Genomic DNA, 20,425 nt, shown 5'->3' with positions numbered 1-20,425 from the left:
GTGCGGGGTGTACCAACGCCCGTGTTACGCGCGGGCGGTACTTAAAACAGTTAACTAAAATATTTAGGAGGCATTATCTCGTGGCAAAATTGATTGTTTCTGACCTTGATGTCAAGGACAAGAAGGTCCTGATCCGCGTTGACTTCAACGTGCCGATCAAGGACGGTAAGATTGGTGACGACAACCGTGTTGTTGCCGCACTGCCAACCATCAAGTACGTAATCGAGCACGGTGGCAAGGCCATCCTGCTTTCCCACTTGGGTCGTGTTAAGACTGAAGAAGACAAGGCTAAGTTGAGCTTGCGTCCAGTCGCAGAGCACCTGAGCGACCTGCTGAAGAAGGACGTGACCTTCGTCCCAGCCACTCGTGGCAAGCAGTTGGAAGATGCCATCAACAACATGAACGATGGCGACGTTCTGGTTATGGAAAACACCCGTTTCGAAGACCTGGACGGCAAGAAGGAATCCGGCAACAATCCTGAATTGGGCAAGTACTGGGCTAGCCTTGGCGACCTGTTCGTTAACGACGCCTTTGGTACTGCACACCGTTCCCACGCTTCCAACGTTGGGATTGCCTCCAACATGGCACAGACGGCTGCTGGCTTCCTGATGGAAAAGGAAATCAAGTTCTTGGGCGACGCCGTTGAGAACCCGAAGCACCCATTTGTTGCTATCCTGGGTGGTGCCAAGGTTTCTGATAAGATTGGTGTTATCCGTAACCTTGTACCAAAGGCTGACAAGATCATCGTCGGTGGTGGTATGACCTACACGTTCTACGCAGCTAAGGGCCTGAAGATTGGTAACTCCCTGGTTGAAAGGGACAAGATCGACCTCGCTAAGCAGATCATGGACGAAGCTGGCGATAAGCTGGTTCTGCCTGTTGACAACGTGGTTGTGCAGGAATTCAAGAATGATTCTCCAGCCAAGACGGTTGAAGGCGACATTCCTGATGGCTACATGGCCGTTGATATTGGTGCTAAGTCCATCGAACTGTTCAAGAAGACCCTGGATGGTGCCAAGACGGTTGTTTGGAACGGCCCAATGGGTGTGTTCGAAATGAGCAACTTTGCTAAGGGTACTTACGAAGTTGGTAAGGCACTCGGTGCATTGAAGGATGCTACGACCATCATTGGTGGTGGTGATTCCACTGCTGCGGCCAAGGAATTGGGCGTTGCTGACCAGATCACCCACATTTCCACTGGTGGTGGTGCTAGCCTTGAATACCTGGAAGGTAAGGAACTGCCAGGGATCGCCGCTATTTCCAACAAGTAAGTGACATTGCGCCGCAATAACGGTGCATTGTCGGTAAACGTTAGTGAAAGGAAGTAATACATCCATGCGTACCCCAATTATTGCCGGTAACTGGAAGATGAACAAGAACCCTGAAGAAACCCAAAAGTTTCTGGATGGGGTCAAGGGCAAGCTGCCAGATGCTAGCAAGGTAGAAACTGTCATTGCTGCTCCGGCCATTGACCTGAGCACCTTGGTTGCTGGTGCTAAGGGCGAACCCCTGAAGACCGCAGCTGAGAACTCCTACTTTGAAGATGCTGGTGCCTTCACCGGTGAGACTAGTCCGAAGGCTTTGTCCGAAATGGGCATTGACTACGTTGTGATTGGTCACTCCGAACGTCGCCAGTACTTCAAGGAAACGGACGAAGACATCAACAAGAAGGCTAAGGCCATCTTCCGCAACAACATGCTGCCAATCATTTGCTGTGGCGAAACGCTGGAACAGCGTGAAGCCGGCGAAGCTGAGAGCTGGGTTGCAGGTCAGATCAAGGCTGCTCTGGACGGCTTAACTGCTGAACAGGTTAGCTCCCTGGTTATTGCCTACGAACCAATCTGGGCAATTGGTACTGGTAAGACCGCTACGGCCGACCAGGCAGAAGAGATGTGTGCACACATCCGTAAGACCGTTGCTTCTCTTTACAACGAACAGACTGCCGAGAACGTCCGCATTCAATACGGTGGTTCCGTCAAGCCTGCCAACGTTAAGGAATTGATGAGCAAAGAAGACATCGACGGTGGTTTGGTCGGTGGTGCTTCCATGGACCCAGAAAGCTTCTTGGCCCTGGCTCACTTCCAAGACTAATTTTTGGTAACGCACTGGTAGCACCTCGACTAAGTGTTGCTAGTTAGTTTAAAATGTAGTCATACTCAGAAAAAGGAGACAATATACATGTCTATCATTACAGATGTTTATGCTCGCGAAGTCTTGGACTCTCGTGGCAACCCAACTGTTGAAACTGAATTGTACACGGAAGACGGTGGCTTTGGCCGCGGCATGGTTCCTTCCGGTGCTTCCACCGGTGAACACGAAGCCGTTGAGCTGCGTGACGGTGACAAGGATCGTTTCGGCGGCAAGGGTGTGCTGAAGGCCGTTGCTAACGTTAACGACAAGATTGCCAAGGCTGTTATCGGTATGGATGTTACCGACCAGCGTGCTATCGACCAGGCTATGATCGACCTGGACGGTACCCCTAACAAGGGCAAGTTGGGTGCGAACGCCATCTTGAGTGTTTCTCTGGCTGCTGCACGTGCAGCTGCTGATGAACTGGGTCTGCCACTGTACGAATACCTTGGCGGTCCTAACAGCTACGTGCTGCCAACGCCAATGATGAACGTTATCAACGGTGGTGCACACTCCACTAACACGATTGACTTCCAGGAATTCATGATTATGCCTGTTGGTGCCAAGACTGTTCGCGAAGCCATCCGTATGGGTTCCGAAACGTTCCACGCACTCCAGGCACTCCTGAAGTCCAAGGGTGACATCACTTCCGTCGGTGACGAAGGTGGCTTTGCCCCTAACTTGAAGGACAACGAAGAAGCCTTTGAAATCTTGGTTGAAGCTATCAAGAACGCCGGCTACAAGCCTGGTGAAGATGTTGCTTTGGCCTTTGACGTTGCTTCCTCCGAACTGTACGATGCCGAGACTGGCACTTACGTTCTTCGTTGGAGCGACCCAGACAAGCACTACACCACTGACGAATTCATCGACTTGATCGCTAGTTTCGTTGACAAGTACCCAATCGTTTCCATCGAGGACCCATTGGATGAAAACAACTGGGAAGACTGGCAGAAGATCACCGCTAAGCTCGGTGACAAGGTCCAGTTGGTCGGCGATGACCTGTTCGTAACGAACACTGACTACCTGAAGAAGGGTATCGACATGGGCGTTGCTAACTCCATCCTGATCAAGCTGAACCAAATCGGTACTTTGACTGAAACCTTCGAAGCTATCGAAATGGCTAAGGAAGCCGGCTACAGCGCCGTTGTTTCCCACCGTTCCGGTGAAACTGAAGACTCCACGATTGCTGACCTGGTTGTTGCTACTAACGCTGGCCAGATCAAGACCGGTTCCATGAGCCGGACTGACCGTATCGCTAAGTACAACCAGTTGATGCGGATTGAAGACCAGCTTGGTAAGTCTTCCAAGTACCGTGGCCTTGATTCCTTCTACAACGTTAAGAATCTGAACGTAAAGTAGTCTTTACCTTGCGTTGAGCTTCAATCCTTAACGACGAACGTCCCGTTGCATTGTAGCGGGACGTTTTTTTGTACAACGAAATGGTGATGGGGGAGTTCAAACCGATGAAGAGTGATCAACCAGAGTGGCTCTCTCGTGGGGCTGGTTGCCTTTATGTGTAGGGAGTCCAATGTGACAGTCTGGTGATGATGCGTAGACGCCTGGGGGATATATATGTTGATGTGCGGTTCGCCCAACGAAAGCAGCGTAGACCTTTCTAAATGATGGTTTTGGCAAAATCAAGGTATGTTCCTAGCGGCCAAATAAAAAAGCGTCACCGCTTTATCACGGTGACGCATAATTCAAACTCTATTCAATTAATTAACTATTTTTCGTCGCGACGACGTTTGCGTGAAGCACCAAGTCCGAAGAGGGTTAACAGAACACCCACACCGGAAAGAACAGCTGCACGCGTGGTATCATCGTTAGTCTGCGGGAATGTTGCTTGATTATTTGTATTAGTAGCCGCGATGCTCTGTGCCGATGACGTTTGGCCAGTAGCACTGGTGTTAGTAGCGGGTGCTACTGGTCGTTGAGAACCATTTGCTGCCTGGCTCTGCGCACCGTTGTTAGCGGTGCTCGAGGACGCTGAGGCGGCCTTACTCCCAGCGGAACTTGTGGTTGATGCCCCTGATGCTCCTTGGCTGGTAGCAGAAGAACCAGCGGCAGAAGAACCGGTAGCAGAGGAACTAGCGGTAGAGGACGCTGCCGAATTAGTTGCCTGCGAGCCATGGTCGTTGTTTGCTTCTGACTTTGTGGTAACCATCGCGTCCGAACTAGTAGCTTCGGTTGTAGTAGCCGATGAAGTACTAGCAGAGGATACGGCAGCAGTGGTATCTTGAGCAGAGCTGGCGCTGTTCGCAGCTGCGACCGTCGTGTACGTTGCGTCAACAAATGCCTTAAACTGCGGCTTAACGGTTGTTGCAGTCGATTGAGTGGCGGTCGCTGTCGGTGTCACGGTAACCGAGGACTTGGCTGCTGTTTTGGCTGGAGCAGCCTTAGCAACAGTAGTAGTTGTGGTAGCCTTCACCGCCGTAGCTTTGGCACTAGTAGTAGCTGCGTTAGCCTGCTTAACCAACAGATTATCACCAACATGGATCAAGTTAACGTTTTTGATGTTGTTCAGGTGAGCCAAAGTGTTGACCGTTGTACTAAACTGGTTGGCAATCCCGGACAGGGTGTCACCAGACTGAACCGTGTAGTGGTTACTGTCATTGCCATTACCAGAACCAGCTGCACCAGTACCACCATTGGTAGCACTGGTCGTGGCCGAGTTAGCGTTGCTACTGCTGGAAGTGTGCCCGCTAATGCTGCTACCATTCAGAGCAATGCTATCCAGGGCGGTTAAGTTGTAGGTCTGAATCAAGCTGATTAACGAACTAGCATAGGTTGGCGAGGTTGCATAACCATCCGCCTGTAGATCTTTAGCCACTGACTGGTAGTTGGTGTTACCGAGGACGTTGGCGTAACGCGAATTGTCTTTGAGAAAGGCACCATGGTCTTCGACGCTGGCGGAGTTATTGCTATAGGCGCGGAAGTAATCATTAACGGTGACGTACCGCCCGTTGACGTACTCTTGTGTAGGGTAGTTGACCTTAGCACCCGTCCAACTGCTATTAGCTTTAATACCAAAGAGGTTGTGGGCAGCGGTTGCGAGTGAGGAGGTCCCCCAACCACTTTCCAAAATAGCCTGTGCTACCGTGACTGACGGTAGCACACCGTACTTCTGCCAGCCACTGATGGCGCCGGATTCAACACTCTCGATAAAGTTCTGCAATCTGGCAGTCGAACTAAAGGTCGGCTGCGCGGAAGTCACCGCATCATCAATGGCCACGATCTGTTGTGCTTGACCCGTGGTAGCATACGCCTTGGCTGCAGCCGACTTGGCGGCGTTCACGACGTTAATATCATCCGTAACCACTGTCTGGGTAGCAACGCTGGTGCTGGCACTCGATGCTGGGCTGGTCGTTGCACTGGCGGCGGCACTGGACGCCGGTGTGGCGGTTGCGCTAGATGTTGCACTCGACGCCGGCTTGGTCGTCGCGGTGGAAGCGGCGCTGGATGCTTGACTAGTGGCGGTGCTGGAAGCAGCACTGGATGCTGGTTTAGCAGTGGCACTGGAGACCGCGCTGGATGCTGGCTTAGTAGCTGCACTTGATGCCGCGCTAGACGCCGGCTTAGTAGTGGTACTGGAGACCGCGCTGGACGTTGATTTAGTCGTTGCACTTGATGCCGCGCTAGACGCCGGCTTGGTAGTGGCACTGGATACCGCGCTGGACGCTGGCTTAGTAGCGATATTTGACGTTGCACTGGACGCTGACTTAGTGGTTGCACTTGATGCCGCGCTAGACACTGACTTAGCAGTTGCACTTGATGCCGTACTGGACGCCGGCTTGGTAGTGGCACTGGATACCGCGCTGGATGCTGGCTTAGTAGCTGCACTTGATGCCGCGCTAGACGCCGGCTTAGTAGTGGTACTGGAGACCGCGCTGGACGTTGATTTAGTCGTTGCACTTGATGCCGCGCTAGACGCCGGCTTGGTAGTGGCACTGGATACCGCGCTGGACGCTGGCTTAGTAGCGATATTTGACGTTGCACTGGACGCTGACTTAGTGGTTGCACTTGATGCCGCGCTAGACACTGACTTAGCAGTTGCACTTGATGCCGTACTGGACGCCGGCTTGGTAGTGGCACTGGATACCGCGCTGGACGCTGGCTTAGTAGCTGCACTTGATGCCGCGCTAGACGCTGACTTAGTGGTTGCGCTGGAGGCTACATTAGTACTTGCACTGGACGCCTGACTACTTGTGGTACTTGCCATATCGCTCGTCGCGGTACTGCTTGACGTTGTAGTTGCCTGCGCATCCTTCTTATTAGTCGCAGTACTTGTAGCCTGACTGTCAGTTGTGCTACTGCTGGCACTTGTAGCCGTACTTGCGCTCTGCGCAGATGTTGCTGACGACGCAGCACTACTGTTGGTGTCTGCGGCACTCGCAGTGGTGGGAGTAGTCGCACTAGCGTTCATAGTGTGCGCGCTGACATGATTTAAACCCAACCCACTCGCAACCGCAACTGCCGCCGCAATCGTTGAAGTTGTTGCTAAGACATTCTTATCGGGCACGTGCGCATTGCCAGTGAATGCGTGTTTGTATTTTTCCATATTGATTTCCTCCTCAACACATTTCGTGTAGAAATCGTCAAAGTAATTGTACAACATCGTGCAAGATCACGTTAGTACTTTCTTAACTTTTCGACCAGATGGGCAACGAGTGTGTGTAACATGCAAGTATTTGTTCGATAAAGGGGTACATTGTGTTTTTTTAAAAATGCGATAATACCGGTGGTTATGGGCGCAAACATACGTTTTGCTCGTGAAAAAGTGTCATCAATTAGCCTAATGTTACAGTTTGGTTACAGGCGTTCAGCTAATGGTATAGCTTGTTACACAAGCGTTATTCATGCCCTTGTCTTACTCATGATGTCCTAACGTATGTACAAAAACGGACCCGTGACAATTAAGCACGGGTCCGTAAATTGAGGCTGATTAACTTAGTTTAGCCGTAAGGACTGACCAACAAGAATGAGGTTGGTGTTCTTGATACCGTTGAGCGATGCCAACTTGCTGACGGATGTACCGTACTTAGCCGCAATGCCGCTGAGCGTATCACCAGACTTGACGGTGTACGTACTACTACTGTTACTAGTATTAGTCTTAGTAGTAGCGCTGCTAGAGCCGGTCACCTTGAGTGTTTGGCCAACGCGGATGAGGTTGACGTTACTGATACTGTTCAATGATGCCAGGCTAGCGACAGAGGTTCCGTACTTAGCGGCGATGCCACTCAAAGTATCACCAGACTTGACCGTGTAAGTGGTGCCGGTCGAGGCGGTCTTAGCAGCGGTTGCGGAACTTTGCGTCGCTGTGGTTGATGAACCCTTGCTGATCAGCAGCCGCTGGCCAACCCGAATCAAGTTAACGTTACTAATACTGTTGTTCTGGGCTAACGTGTTGACCGTGGTGCCATACTTGGCCGCAATGGCACTGAGTGTATCGCCGGATTTAACGGTGTAGTAAGTGTTGGCGCTGGTCGTACTGGTAGTCGCCTTTGCCGTAGTGGTTGTGGTTGTAACGGTAGCCTTCTTGACCAGTAACTTCTGGCCCACGAGAATCAGGTTTGCGTTACTAATACCATTCCAGGAGGTGAGGGTACCAACGGTCGTGTTGTACTTGGCCGCGATGGCGCTTAACGTATCACCAGATTTGACGGTGTAGTAAGTGTTGGCGCTAGTCGTACTGGTAGTCGTAGTTGCTTTAGTGGTAGTGGCGGCCTTTTGCACGAGTAACACGTCACCCACGTGAATCAAGTTCACGTTGCTAATGCTGTTCCAACTAGCCAGCGTGTTAACGCTCGTGCTGTACTTCGCGGCGATACCACTCAGGGTGTCACCAGCTTTGACCGTGTAGTAAACGTTGGTGTTACTGGAGCCCGTACCAGTTCCGGCATTAGTGGCTGAAGTGGTGGCTGACGTAGCGGTACTCGTGCTGGTAGCGGTGTGGCCGCTGATAGTTTCACCATTCAGGGCAATGGTGTCCAAAGAGGTGAGGTTATACTCCTTGATTAAGCTCAACAGAGACTGCGCGTAACTCGGGTCGGTGGCGTAGCCGTCACTTTGCAGGTCATTGACTACGGATGTGTAGCTAGTGTTGCCAATGATATTACTATACCGGGAATTTTCCTTGAGGAAGGCCCCGTGGTCCTCAACACTGGCTGAGTTGTTGGCGTAGGCCCGGAACCGCGCGTTGACGGTGACGTAACTACCATTGACGTATTCCTGGGTTGGGTAGCTGACCGTGCTACCGGTCCAACTACTGTCAGCTTTGATACCAAAGAGGTTGTGGGCACTGGTAGATAATGATGATTGACCCCAGCCACTTTCCAGAATTGCCTGAGCAACCGTGACGGAAGGTAGGACACCATATTCAGACCAACCGGCAATGGCTCCATCTTCAACACTTTCAATGAAGTTCTGTAAACGTGCGGTACTGCTGAAGGTTGGCTGGGCAACTACGGCGGTTGCATCCGTCATGACGATCTGCTGTGGTTGGCCAGTCTGAGCGTAAGTTGCGGCTGCTGATGCTTTAGCGGCGGCTAACGATGCAGGCGCGGTGCTGGTGACCGTCACGCTGGCACTACTGCTCGTGTCACTGGCGGCAACGCTAGAAACTGACGCGGTAGATGTACTACTGGAGACAGCCGAACTGGCGGCTGAGGAAGGAGTAGCTGATGAAGCGGCACTAGTGGCCGCGCTGGTACTCGTCGCGTTACTGGAGCTGGTTGGGGCGGCTGAACTGGTAGCGCTACTTGTAGCACTGCTAGTGACCGCGGATGACGCACTTACCGAAGAATTGGCGCTACTAGTGGCGCTGTTGGCGCTCGATGCTGCTGAGCTAGCCGTGGATGTAGCCGCACTACTGTTAGCACTTGATGAGGCAATACTAGCAGTAGAGGCGGTGGTACTACCGTTGCTGGCGGCGGAACTAGCTGCACTGCTAGTGCCCTTGACCGCTAAAGTTGCGCCAGAACCCGTGACGGGAGTGGTACTTGTGCTGGCCTTAACCGTCTGGGCAGCTGGCGTTTTTAACTGACTGAAACCACCTGCCATGGTGAGTAATGCTGCCAGCGTAGTGGTTGTGGTGGCAATCTTCTTCTTATTACTAATGCGACGTCCGTGTTTGTAGAAATTGCTGTGTTTATATGTAGCCATTCGTTCATCCTCCTGTGAAACAGATCGTGCTCATAATTAATGCTATTCTCAAAATGTATACGTTTATCTTAAGACATTTTGCGGTGAATATGCCAGCATTTGCCCCAGTCTTAATCAGTTACGTTTGTTATTTAATACTGGTTATTCAAACAAATATGGCTGCCAACCGGGCTATGCGTGAATTTGGCCACATTATACCCGTGGTCAGCTGATTGTGGCTCAAAATAACGGTTCACCCTTGTGTGCAGCCAGCATAATCCGTTATGATATATGTACATACAATCACAAGGTGGAGTGGTGGTTGAACGTTGGAAGGAGTGAGCAATGTGCGTAAATTGAGCGCAGAATTTTTGGGCACCTTTTTACTGGTCTTCATTGGTACGAGCGCAGTGGTTATCGCGAATGGTAAGGTGCTGACCATTGCGTTAGCTTTTGGGTTGGCGATTACGATTTCCGCCTACGCCTTTGGCGGAATTTCTGGTGGCCATTTCAATCCCGCAGTGACCACTGCCATGCTGATCAATAAGCGTATTAGTGGCAAAGATGCGGTGGGATACATCATTGCGCAGATTTTTGGTTGTATCGTTGGGAGTGCCTTTGTAGCGCTGTTTGTTAACGCCCTGGGACAATCAACCAGTCAGTTGGGTCAAACGGACTTTACCGTGATTGAGCCCTGGATGGCGGTCGTAGTGGAAACGTTGGTCACATTCCTGTTCGTGCTGGTAATTCTCAACGTTACTAGTGTCCAGCACGGCAACGACCAGTTTGCTGGTCTGGTAATTGGCATCAGTTTGGCCCTACTAATTGTCGTTGCGCTTAACCTCACGGGTGGGTCGTTGAACCCCGCCCGGTCGATTGGTCCGGCCCTTTTTGCACGGGGTAATGCGCTGAGTGATCTGTGGGTCTACATCCTGGCACCGGAACTTGGGGGTGCTTTGGCCGCAATTGCTTCGCGTTTCTTAGGTAGTGAGGAGTAGCCGTTGTTGAAGAACGCCGTATGGATCCTGCCTCCGGGTAGGATTTTTTGCTGCGTTGAAGCACCAAGGCTTGTGCCATGTCTGTAGCAATTGATAATTGTCATTGACTAATCGTTGCGGTAAGGCATATACTGGAAACATTGAGATTTTTTAGGGGGATGAATCAGTCGATGCGACGGCTAATTGATGGATCACGATTGCACTTCATTGGTTGGGGCCTGGTAGTGGGGGCCTTAGCGGGAGCGACGGTGGCTTTGTTCAGGCTGTTCATTGCACACATGTTAGCGTGGATCCAGGGCATTTACGCGCACCCCAGCTGGCCAAGTCTCGCAGTGGTGTTGGTACTGGGCATCGTCGTTAGTATCATTGCCGCTGTGTTGTTGCGTCAGGAGCCCAACATCAGCGGTTCCGGGATTCCCCAGGTAGAGGGGCAGTTGCAAGGCACCATGGAGTTCCACTGGTGGGGGATCCTTTGGCGCAAGTTTGTCGCCGGCGTCCTGGCGATTGGTTCCGGCTTGTTCCTGGGCCGGGAGGGTCCCTCCATTCAATTAGGGGCCGCAATTGGTCAGGGGGTCGCTGCTGGCCGTCACGAAAGTGGCAGTGAACGACGCGTCCTGATTGCGGCCGGAGCAGCTGGTGGGTTAGCCGCGGCTTTTAACGCACCCATTGCGGGTGTGATGTTCGTTTTGGAGGAGGTTTACCATAACTTTAGCCCGTTGGTGTGGATGAGTAGCCTGGCGTCTGCGGTGGCCGCCGACTACGTGTCCATGCGGGTCTTCGGGCTCACACCGGTGCTCCACATCACTTATGCGCATAGTTTGCCGATGAATCAATACTGGCACCTGGTAGTGTTGGGAATCATCTTGGGGTTGTTGGGCTTGCTCTATAACGCCACGTTGCTTTCACTGCCACGCTGGTATGGCCACTTACCCATTCCCCGCGTGGCGCAGGGCGTTGTACCGTTGTTGCTGATCATTCCGCTAGGATTTTGGATGCCCCAGGTACTGGGTGGTGGCAACGGGGTGATTCTCAACCTTGGTGGTCAGATACCCGTCCTTTCGGCGCTGTGCCTCCTGTTTGTCGTGCGCTTCGTCTTTTCGATGATGGCGTACGGTTCCGGACTGCCTGGGGGGATTTTTCTTCCTATCTTGACGTTAGGGGCGGTGCTTGGTGCGCTGTATGGTGTGGCCATGGTGCGGCTAGGACTCTTACCCCAACAGTACGTGGTTAACTTGATGATTTTCGCGATGGCTGGTTACTTTGCGGGTATTAGCAAGGCACCATTTACGGCCATTCTGCTCATCACCGAGATGGTGGGCAACCTCGGTCACTTGCTACCGCTGGCAGTGGTGTCGTTGGTAGCGTACGTCACCACGGATATCTTTGGCGGCCAGCCAATTTATGCGGCGCTATTGAACCGGATGACGGTGCCAGAAAGTTTAAGCCAATTGCACCACCCGGTGACGTTCGAAGTACCCGTCTTTGCCGGTTCGACGTTGGACATGCACCAGGTGCGTGACTTTACGTGGCCAACGGGGAGCCTGCTGGTCGAAATTCGTCGGGGTGAGCGCCGGTTGGTCCCACAAGGCGCGGCCATGATTCGCGCGGGGGATACCCTCGTGGTGATGACTGACGGTAGTCGCCAGGCGCGGGTACGAGCGGTGATCGGCGGCGCGGCGGCGCGCCCACTCACCGAGTAATATCGATGGGACTAAACTGCAGTTAACGCTATGCAATTGAAGGCTTTTGTGGTAGCATATCATTAGTATTTTGAACGGACACGGAGGAAGAATCGTGCAATCACTATTAACCACGTTGCTAATCGCAGACTCAGTGCTGATCATCATTGCGGTGATGATGCAGCCATCCAAGCAACAGGATGCTCTGAGCGCACTATCAGGCGGGTCCATGGATCCGTCTGGTCACACCAAGTCCCGGGGCTTTGAAGCCTTCATGGAAAAGGTCACGTTGGTTTTGGGTGTGGTCTTCTTCGGGTTGGCCATTGCGTTGGCATACATTGCTTCGCACTAAATAGAGCGCCACGACCGAAGTCTCCCGGAATTTGCGGGGGACTTTTGTTATACTGGCGTTGTTATGTGGCTGCCGTCGGGCTGGACGTGCAGTTTGTTCTCAATATTACTGGTGGGTTGTTGAAGAAGGGTTGTTGGTCGATTATCTGGGTTCAACCCGTGTGGTGACGATAACCGCCATACAGGCAACAATGGTGCATCGAAAGGAGTTACCCTGTGCTCAGATATCCGCAACCAATTACACTGCCGGGCCGTAAGGACTTGCCCGGAGTGGTCTTACTACATTCGTTTACGGGTAGTAGCCGTGATATGCGGTTACTGGCCAATGATCTAAACGCGGCGGGTTACGCCGTGCAGGCACCCATCTTTAGTGGCCACGCCGACAAGACGCCGTTGGGGCCATTGAGTTTTGGCCCTGACCGGTGGCTGGCGGAGACCCAGGCAGCGGTGCGCGCGATGCGGCGCGAATACGGTCGTGTGGTGACGTTCGGTCTTTCCATGGGTGGCAACTTTGCCCTGCGCGCCCTCGAAACGATGGCGGGGGTCGTGGCTGGCGGTGCGTTTGCCACGCCACTGGTGGACGGTTCGCCGCACTTTGCGCGGACGGTACACCGGTACATGGACTACATTGTGCGCGAGTCCGACCAGCAAGCGGATTTTGGGGCCGCGCAGGGCGCAATTGAGCATCAGCGCGCTGCGTTGCGTCACCTAGCGCATCTAACCATTGCCGCGGCACCATCCGTTCACGTACCGGTCTTGTTGGCACAGGGTGGACAGGACACTGTGATCACACCGCAGACAGCGTTGAGGTCTCTGGCGTTATTCCGGGGCGCCCCCGCGTCATTGGCGTGGTACCCGGAGGCCAACCACATTCTGACTGCGGATCCCCACAGCCAGGCCCAGTTGAGTCGCGACGTGTTGGCATTTTTGGCCCGGCTCTAAAATTGTTAATTAATAAATCTAATTAAAGAAGAAGTGGGGTCGCGCTGGGCGCACCCCATCTGGAGGTAGAACATGACCACTGTTGGTCACATACGTAATGAATTATTAGGGTTGTTTCGGCGCAATGCCAAGGTGAACTACTCCGTGGCGTCATTGCAACGGGCACTGAAGCTAAGGGATAGTGCCGACATTAAGAACATGGTGACAGCGTTGAACGGCCTGATGAAGGAAAGCTTTATTCATCAGAACGAGCAGGAGCAGTACTCGTTGGGTGCCCCGAAGGCTGTCATCGTGGGTACTTTCCGTGGTAACGATAAGGGTTTCGGCTTTGTGAGCGTGGATGATTCCACCGACCCGGATGTGTTTATCGCCCCACCAAACACGAAGCACGCTATTGACGGGGATACGGTTGAAATCAACATCCTGCACCCAGCCAAACCGGGTGATCCGCGGGGGGCTGATGGCGAAGTAACCAAGGTCACGGGACACAAGTACACGTCATTAGTAGGTGAATTTCAGCCGTTTTCGGACAAAGAAGCGCGGCAAACCGGCTTCATTGGTACGGTGACGAGTCCCGAAAAGAAGATCCACAAGTACCCCATCATGGTGGAGGATACGGGAATGCATCCCCAAGCCGGGGACATGGTGATGGTGGAAATTACCCACTACCCAGATAACCTGCATCCAGCCAGCATGACGGGGATGATGAGTCAGAACCTCGGAAACAAGAACGACCCAGGTGTAGATATCATGAGTATCGTGATGTCCAACCACATTAAGTCCGAATTTCCACCGGAAGTATTAGCGCAGGCGCAAAATATCCCCGACCACGTGTTGGACAGTGACCGGACCGGTCGGCGCGATATTACCGACCAGGCCGTGGTGACGATTGACGGTGATGACTCCAAAGACTTTGACGATGCCGTCACGGTTTGGCGCTTGGACAACGGTAACTACCATTTGGGTGTCCACATTGCCGACGTTTCGTACTATGTGCGTCCGGGGACACCGCTTGATGATGAAGCGTATGACCGGGGCACGTCAACTTACCTGACGGACCGGGTCATCCCGATGTTGCCATTCCGGTTGAGTAACGGGATTTGTTCCCTGAACCCTGACGTTGACCGGTTGGCAATGAGCTGTGATATGGAAATTGATGGGCAGGGCCACGTGGTCAATCACGACATCTACCCAAGCATCATTCGTTCACATGGGCGCTTGACGTACAACAACGTCAACAAGGCGCTTGACGGGGATGCTAGTGCGTTAGGTGACCGCCAGGAGTTGTTGCCGATGCTCCAAGACATGGCCCAGTTGCACCAGATTTTGTACAAGATGCGGCATGAACGTGGCGCAATCGACTTTGAAGAACATGAAGCCAAGATCATTGTGGACGATGTGGGTCACCCCATCGATATCGTCCTTCGCGAACGTGGCACCTCGGAACGGATGATTGAAAGCTTCATGCTTGCAGCTAATGAAACGGTCGCTAAGCACTACTACGATGCCCACCTGCCATTCCTTTACCGGGTGCACGAGCAGCCCGACAAGGATTCCATGAAGGAATTTATGGACTTCCTGGCGACCTTTGGCATTCAGATTCACAACGTGAAGGGCAAAGACGTCACGCCACGGATGTTGCAGCAAGTAGTGACGGACGTCGCCGGGACCCCAGAAGAAGCCATGGTCAACGTCAAGCTCTTGCGGAGCCTGCAGCAGGCCCGGTACTCACCGGACCCACTGGGCCACTTTGGGTTGGCCGCGAAGTACTACTCGCACTTCACCTCGCCAATTCGGCGTTATCCTGACCTGGTGGCGCACCGCATGATTCGTGAATATGCGCACAGCACCAGTGATGACGTGAAGGCGAAGTGGAAGCAGGTCTTGCCGGACATCGCGGTGCAAACCTCCACGGCCGAACGGCGGAGTGTGGACACTGAACGCGCCGTTGATGACCTGAAGAAGGCTGAGTACATGGAGGACAAAGTCGGCCAGGAATTCGACGCGGTGGTTTCCTCTGTACTGAGTTTCGGGATGTTTGTCGAGTTACCGAACACGGTTGAGGGGCTGGTGCACATCAGCAACATGACTGATGATTATTACCAGTTTGTGGAACAGCAGATGGCTCTGGTTGGTGCGGGTTCACACCGGATGTATCGGATCGGTCAGCCTGTGCGGGTACGGTTGGAAAACGTTGACGTGGAGCAGCACAACGTCGACTTTGTCATCGTTGACCCGGACCAGGCACCAGCCGCTAACTTTGATACCAGCGACATCAAGAAGCCCCAGCCGCGGTCGAATAACAGCCATGGTGGTAAGCCCAGCTTTGGTGGCCGGAACCATCAGGGTAACGGGCGCGGTGGTAACCGGCACCCGCGTGGGGGCCAAAAGCACGGCAAGCAGCCGTTTAACCAGATTCACATGAAGCGTAAGTAGTACGTACGTTGCCAGAAGGGAGGCGTCAACATGGCTAAAAAGCATCGGCAGAAGCCGGCAAACTTGCTGGCGCAAAACAAGAAGGCACGGCATGATTACAACATCGGCGATACCTACGAGGCCGGCCTGGCGTTGACCGGGACCGAAATCAAATCGGTGCGGGCTGGCAAGATGAACCTGAAGGACGGGTTTGCGCGCATTCGCAACGGTGAGGCGTGGCTAGAAAATGTCCACATTAGTCCCTACAAGGAGGGGAATGTGTTCAATGTCGACCCGTTGCGCAACCGTAAGCTGTTATTGCACAAACAGGAGATTCGGCGGCTCGATGAAGCCACCGCGGGCAAGGGTTTAACCATTGTTCCGCTACGGGTGTACTTGAAGCACGGTTATGCTAAGGTGCTGTTAGGCATTGCTTCCGGGAAGCATAACTACGACAAACGGGAAACGCTCAAGCGGCGTGACCAGGACCGAGAGATTGCACGGGCCATTAAGGAACGGTACTAAATACTACGTTTGATGGTGGCCAACAGCAGGCATTTGGTTGCGGTTGACTGACAAATAATCCCGCCATGACTGGGCGATGAATTGTATTCATTCATCGGCTAATCATGGCGGGATATTTTGTTGGTTGAACTAAAATAATGGGGTGACATTACATATAAAATAACGTTACCGTTACATGCTAAGCAAAAAAAGAATTGATTGGTCCGCACCTTTTGCGTAGAATGGTATAGTTAACTGCTTACAAAGCACCTAATATATCGTTGGTAAACAAATTCATAATGTGACACCACGGCCAGCAAGCCGACCCAGTGTGTACATTGACGTTACTGTTAATGGCAAAGTGATTACAGAAAGGATGACAAAGTTCAAATGAATATCCTCATCGCATTGATCCCGGCAATTGGCTGGGGCATCCAGCCCATGATTATTAGCAAGATGGGTGGTCGTGAGACCAACCAAATTCTCGGTACCGGGCTCGGTGCATTACTCGTCGGCGCAATTACCCTCATCATGACGCGCATGGTGACCGGGGCGGCCTTCTGGCTGAGCCTCGTGTCCGGTGCTTTCTGGGTGATTGGCCAAACTGGTCAGTACATCAGCTTTGGGCGCATTGGGGTGTCCAAAACGATGCCACTGTCGACTGGTTTCCAACTGGTGGGGACCTCGTTAATTGGGGTGCTGATGTTCGGTGAATGGCAGGGCAGCCTCGCCCGCGTGTTGGGCTTTGCCGCCATTGCCTTGATCATCATTGGCGTGCTGTTGACGACCGTTGGAGAAAAGTCTGATGGCCATACCCACAGCATCTGGGGCCCAGCCCTGACGACGCTGTTGCCTACGTCCATTGGTTACTGGGTGTACAGTGCCTTACCGAAGATTCCGTTGTTGGCTGATAAGAGTGGGATGAGTTACTTCTTCCCGCAGATGCTCGGCATCTTCTTGGGTGCGTCCGTGTACGCACTGGTGGTGTCCAAAGGTAAAGCGTTCAGTGAAGCCACCACTTGGAAGAACGGTCTGGTTGGCATCGTGTTCAGCATTTCGGCTTTGGCCTACATTTTTTCCGCCAAGGCCAACGGTGTGGCCACTGCATACGTGATCACACAGCTGAACGTGGTTATCTCCACGCTGGGTGGCATGTTCATTCTGCACGAAGCACGCCGCGGCCGGGCCATGACGTACACGTTGCTGGGGCTGCTACTGGTAGTCGTAGGGAGTGTCGTGACGGCGTTCCTGTAAGGCCTGTTAGTTGAGCAATTCAAAGGGCGTCACACTGAGGTGTGGCGCCCTTTCTGTACCGTTAAATTGAACACAAACGGCTATGCATTATTCTTTGAACAACGTGAGGATCTGCATTGGCGTGTGGGCGGCCTTCAATTGCTTGATGAAGGTCTGGTGCGTCAACAGCTTTGCGGTGTTGCTCAGGTAGTGCAGGTGCGCACCGTTATCGTGCTCCGGAATTAGGAAACTAATCAACGTGTCGACTGGCTGGTTATCGAATGTTTGCCATTTGACTGGCTGTTGTAGCCGCACGACCAACATGGCGGAGTGCTTGATGGATGCGTCTTGGGCGTGCGGGATCGCGATACCTTGTTCCATCCCGGTCGAGCTTTCGCCTTCACGGTGTAGGTACTTTTGGTAGACCGCTTCTGCGTCCGTGGCGATGCCGTTTTTAACGGCCAACTCCGCCAACTGGTGCAAGGCATCATCCCGCGAGGTCGCGGTGGCATCTAGGACAATGTTATCGTCGGTTAAAATGTCACCTAGGTTAGCATCATCATTACTGGTAGTGGTGCCTTGGTTCGAAGCGGCAGTAGCGTCTGGTGCAATCGCGGCGACCGCTTCATCCCCGGTCAAACCGGCTAACGAGACGGACGACTGGGTGACGCCGTGCTTGCGGGCGGAGTGTCCAGCAATCAGGGCTAGTAGGACGCCGGAGGCCGCGGCACCAATTAGAATGTACACGACCCAAAGAATTGGGTGGTTAACCAGCGGCAAAATGATGAAGCCACCGTGTGGTGCTGGGACCTTGATTTTGCTCATGTAGGTGAGAATCGAAGCAATGGCCGACCCAATCATGAAGCTAGGAATGTTTAGTAGCGGGTTCTTGGCGGCAAAGGGGATGGCCCCTTCGGTAATGTGGGTTGAACCCAGCAGGAAGTTAACGTAACCCGCACTCCGGTCGTCCTTAGTGTAAGCTTTGGGGTTGAGCAATACGGCAATCCCAGTAGCGATTGGTGGAGCGATACATGCGGCCGAAACCCCAGCCATGAACAGACTGTTGCCTTGAGCGAGTAGGGCAGTCCCGGTTAAGTAAGCCGCCTTGTTAATGGGACCACCAAAGTCAGAAGCACACATAATACCAACAATCAGACCCAGAATAATGGGATCAGAGTTTTGCATGCCCTTCAGGAAACTCATCATCCCGGTGTTAATGCCGGCCATTGGTTTAGTAATGACCCACATGATGACCCCGGCAATGAACACGCCCAGTACTGGGTAAAGGAAAATCGCCTTGAGGCCGCGGAACTCCTTGTCAGGTAGGGGCTTCAGCAGGTGTTGCAGCAGAATGATGACACCCCCGGCAACGTAGCCACCGACGATCCCGCCAAGGAAACCAGTCCCACCAGTGAAGGCAATCATGCCGACCGCAAAGCCAACAATCAGACCGCTACGCTTAGCAATCGCTTCAGCAATGTAGGCACACAGTACGGGGACCATCAGGTTCATCGTCGTGCCACCAATCGAATTGAGCATGGCGGCAAAAGCGTTGAACTGGTCACTCTTGGGGTCAGCAGAATAGATGCCCCAGAAAAACGAGATGGCGGTGAGCACACCACCAGCCACAACGACTGGTAGCATGTGCGAAACCCCGTTCATCAGACTGGTGTAGATCAGGTGCCACAGGCCACCACCCTGCTCGTTGTCACTAGCAGCGGCTTTGGCAGTGGTATTGGCTTTATAGATGGGTGCATCTTTGGCCAGCGCCTCATCAAACAATTTACCCGGATCACGAATGCCAGCAGCAACTGGCACCATGATCAGGGGCAAACCGGCGAACCGGTCCGCGTCTACATCGATGTCTGACGCCACAATGACGGCCCGGGCGTTGTCAATTTCCTCTTGGGTCAGCGGGTCATCCACGCCGGTTTGTCCGTGGGTTTCCACTTTAATAGTCAGACCCCGGCGCTTGGCTTCCTGTTCCAACGCCTCCTGGGCCATGTAGGTATGCGCAATCCCAGTTGCGCAACCAGTCGCAGCAATTAAATCGTACTTTGCCATAATGTTTGCCTCCTCCATTAATACTGCGAATGCTTCACTTCTGTCACGTTGATTTGCGCCGCCAATTCCGGAACGTGCTGGAAGTCGGTGATCCAAGCACTGCGGGCGGTGTCACTGCCGGCAGCCAGTGCCATTTGTAGGTTGGCCGCTGGTGCCTTGCCGGTGACCATGCCGGCAACAAAGGTGCCCAGCATGGTGTCCCCAGAACCAGCTGAATTGAGAACGGTGATGGTCGGAGCCGTACCCGTAAAGACACGGTCGCCGACGAGGATGGCACCCGCGCCCCCACGAGAGATGAGGACGTTCTGGGCACCACGTCGACGGAGCTCCTGGCCTAGCTCAATCAGGTGGTCGGCGTCGATGTCGGCCGGTTGATCAAACCAACTGGCTAGTTCGACGTTGTTAGGTTTGACCAGTAACGGGTGGTATTGCAGGGCGTCGAGCACTTCCGGGTATGATGTATCGATCACGAACTGGAAGTGCTGGCTGGCGGCTTGCTGACCGATGGTACCGATGAAGTTAGCGGGGATGCCTTGCGCAAAGCTTCCCGAAATAATCAACGTATCGTCCCGCCCCAGTTGTTCCAGCTTAGTCAGCAGCTGTTGTCGGGCTGTGGGGGTGACCTGCGGGCCCGGATTAACGAGCTTGTATTCGCGGGGCCCGTCCTGAACGTGTGCGAACACGTTGATGCGGGTAATGCCGCCACCGTCGACAAAGTCGTTGGTGATCCCGGCCGCTGAAAGCTGTTGCTGAATGTAGGCTAGGGTGAAGCCACCACCGATCCCTAACGCCTGGTTCGGTACGTGCAGGCGTTGTAGAATAAAAGAAACGTTGACACCCTTACCGTTGGCCTGGACGTCGTAACTATTGGTACGGTTGACCACGTCGGCGTCCAGCCGTGGTGTATCAATAAATAAATCAATTGCTGGATTCAAAGTGAGTGTATAAAGCATGCGTTGTCCTCCTCGT

The 20,425-nt window shown here is 53.2% G+C and carries 16 protein-coding genes; 12 read left to right on the top strand and 4 right to left on the bottom strand.

What is annotated here, in order from left to right:
• Positions 1-80: 80 nt before the first annotated feature.
• From FD19_RS03440 to eno, 3 genes are all read left to right on the top strand, one after another.
• The gene (locus FD19_RS03440) at positions 81-1,271 is read left to right on the top strand and encodes a phosphoglycerate kinase (RefSeq protein WP_054750899.1); all 1,191 of its coding nucleotides are present in this window, start codon (positions 81-83) and stop codon (positions 1,269-1,271) included.
• Positions 1,272-1,335: 64 nt separating this feature from the next.
• Complete coding sequence (tpiA, locus tag FD19_RS03435) at positions 1,336-2,091, top strand: triose-phosphate isomerase (protein ID WP_056969124.1); 756 nt, start codon at positions 1,336-1,338, stop codon at positions 2,089-2,091.
• Between the two features lie 87 nt (positions 2,092-2,178).
• Positions 2,179-3,489, top strand: coding sequence for a phosphopyruvate hydratase (gene eno / locus FD19_RS03430; protein ID WP_054750900.1), 1,311 nt, complete (start codon positions 2,179-2,181; stop codon positions 3,487-3,489).
• A 364-nt stretch (positions 3,490-3,853) separates the two neighbouring features.
• Here eno and FD19_RS09685 read toward each other — a convergent pair whose 3' ends face one another.
• Positions 3,854-5,449: a glucosaminidase domain-containing protein gene (locus FD19_RS09685; RefSeq protein WP_056969123.1), complete on the bottom strand. Its 1,596-nt coding sequence runs from the start codon at positions 5,447-5,449 to the stop codon at positions 3,854-3,856.
• A gap of 19 nt (positions 5,450-5,468) precedes the next feature.
• On the opposite strand from FD19_RS09685, the gene FD19_RS09925 reads away from it, so the two are divergent.
• Complete coding sequence (locus FD19_RS09925) at positions 5,469-5,597, top strand: hypothetical protein (protein ID WP_268872336.1); 129 nt, start codon at positions 5,469-5,471, stop codon at positions 5,595-5,597.
• 3 nt (positions 5,598-5,600) lie between these two features.
• Entirely contained in the window at positions 5,601-6,329 is a 729-nt protein-coding gene (locus tag FD19_RS09680) for a hypothetical protein (protein ID WP_056969122.1), read from the top strand.
• 748 nt (positions 6,330-7,077) lie between these two features.
• Here the strand turns inward: FD19_RS09680 and FD19_RS03415 are convergent.
• Positions 7,078-9,291: a LysM peptidoglycan-binding domain-containing protein gene (locus tag FD19_RS03415; protein ID WP_156639596.1), complete on the bottom strand. Its 2,214-nt coding sequence runs from the start codon at positions 9,289-9,291 to the stop codon at positions 7,078-7,080.
• A 326-nt stretch (positions 9,292-9,617) separates the two neighbouring features.
• On the opposite strand from FD19_RS03415, the gene FD19_RS03405 reads away from it, so the two are divergent.
• From FD19_RS03405 to FD19_RS03375, 7 genes are all read left to right on the top strand, one after another.
• Positions 9,618-10,268 carry an MIP/aquaporin family protein gene (locus tag FD19_RS03405; RefSeq protein WP_054750905.1) on the top strand — a complete coding sequence of 217 codons (651 nt, stop codon included), beginning with the start codon at positions 9,618-9,620 and terminating at the stop codon, positions 10,266-10,268.
• A 158-nt stretch (positions 10,269-10,426) separates the two neighbouring features.
• Positions 10,427-11,968, top strand: a complete 1,542-nt coding sequence (locus tag FD19_RS03400) for a ClC family H(+)/Cl(-) exchange transporter (RefSeq protein WP_056969120.1) — start codon at positions 10,427-10,429, stop codon at positions 11,966-11,968.
• A 94-nt stretch (positions 11,969-12,062) separates the two neighbouring features.
• Complete coding sequence (gene secG / locus FD19_RS03395; protein ID WP_056969119.1) at positions 12,063-12,299, top strand: preprotein translocase subunit SecG; 237 nt, start codon at positions 12,063-12,065, stop codon at positions 12,297-12,299.
• Positions 12,300-12,514: 215 nt separating this feature from the next.
• Positions 12,515-13,240: an alpha/beta hydrolase gene (locus tag FD19_RS03390; protein ID WP_054750906.1), complete on the top strand. Its 726-nt coding sequence runs from the start codon at positions 12,515-12,517 to the stop codon at positions 13,238-13,240.
• A 72-nt stretch (positions 13,241-13,312) separates the two neighbouring features.
• Positions 13,313-15,676, top strand: coding sequence for a ribonuclease R (gene rnr / locus FD19_RS03385; protein WP_056969118.1), 2,364 nt, complete (start codon positions 13,313-13,315; stop codon positions 15,674-15,676).
• Between the two features lie 30 nt (positions 15,677-15,706).
• Positions 15,707-16,180: an SsrA-binding protein SmpB gene (smpB, locus tag FD19_RS03380; protein ID WP_054750993.1), complete on the top strand. Its 474-nt coding sequence runs from the start codon at positions 15,707-15,709 to the stop codon at positions 16,178-16,180.
• Between the two features lie 369 nt (positions 16,181-16,549).
• On the top strand, positions 16,550-17,413 hold the full coding sequence (locus tag FD19_RS03375; RefSeq protein ID WP_056969117.1) for a GRP family sugar transporter: 864 nt from the start codon (positions 16,550-16,552) through the stop codon (positions 17,411-17,413).
• Positions 17,414-17,500: 87 nt separating this feature from the next.
• On the opposite strand, the gene FD19_RS03370 is transcribed toward FD19_RS03375, so the two are convergent.
• Complete coding sequence (locus tag FD19_RS03370) at positions 17,501-19,456, bottom strand: fructose-specific PTS transporter subunit EIIC (RefSeq protein WP_056969116.1); 1,956 nt, start codon at positions 19,454-19,456, stop codon at positions 17,501-17,503.
• 17 nt (positions 19,457-19,473) lie between these two features.
• Positions 19,474-20,409, bottom strand: a complete 936-nt coding sequence (gene pfkB / locus FD19_RS03365) for a 1-phosphofructokinase (protein WP_056969115.1) — start codon at positions 20,407-20,409, stop codon at positions 19,474-19,476.
• Between the last annotated feature and the right edge of the window lie 16 nt (positions 20,410-20,425).

The organism is Lacticaseibacillus thailandensis DSM 22698 = JCM 13996 (genome assembly GCF_001436135.1).
GTDB classification, from domain to species: Bacteria; Bacillota; Bacilli; order Lactobacillales; family Lactobacillaceae; genus Lacticaseibacillus; species Lacticaseibacillus thailandensis.
Note: the sequence above shows the minus strand (reverse complement) of the source record. Positions and strands in the feature narration are given on the sequence as shown.

What these genes read in the sequence shown, in the direction of transcription:
- rnr (WP_056969118.1), top strand. Translation starts at nt 13,313, where the DNA reads ATGACCACTGTTGGTCACATACGTAATGAATTATTAGGGTTGTTTCGG.
- FD19_RS03400 (WP_056969120.1), top strand. Translation starts at nt 10,427, where the DNA reads ATGAATCAGTCGATGCGACGGCTAATTGATGGATCACGATTGCACTTC.
- smpB (WP_054750993.1), top strand. Translation starts at nt 15,707, where the DNA reads ATGGCTAAAAAGCATCGGCAGAAGCCGGCAAACTTGCTGGCGCAAAAC.
- FD19_RS03375 (WP_056969117.1), top strand. Translation starts at nt 16,550, where the DNA reads ATGAATATCCTCATCGCATTGATCCCGGCAATTGGCTGGGGCATCCAG.
- pfkB (WP_056969115.1), bottom strand. Translation starts at nt 20,409, where the DNA reads ATGCTTTATACACTCACTTTGAATCCAGCAATTGATTTATTTATTGAT.
- FD19_RS03415 (WP_156639596.1), bottom strand. Translation starts at nt 9,291, where the DNA reads ATGGCTACATATAAACACAGCAATTTCTACAAACACGGACGTCGCATT.
- tpiA (WP_056969124.1), top strand. Translation starts at nt 1,336, where the DNA reads ATGCGTACCCCAATTATTGCCGGTAACTGGAAGATGAACAAGAACCCT.
- eno (WP_054750900.1), top strand. Translation starts at nt 2,179, where the DNA reads ATGTCTATCATTACAGATGTTTATGCTCGCGAAGTCTTGGACTCTCGT.
- FD19_RS03370 (WP_056969116.1), bottom strand. Translation starts at nt 19,456, where the DNA reads ATGGCAAAGTACGATTTAATTGCTGCGACTGGTTGCGCAACTGGGATT.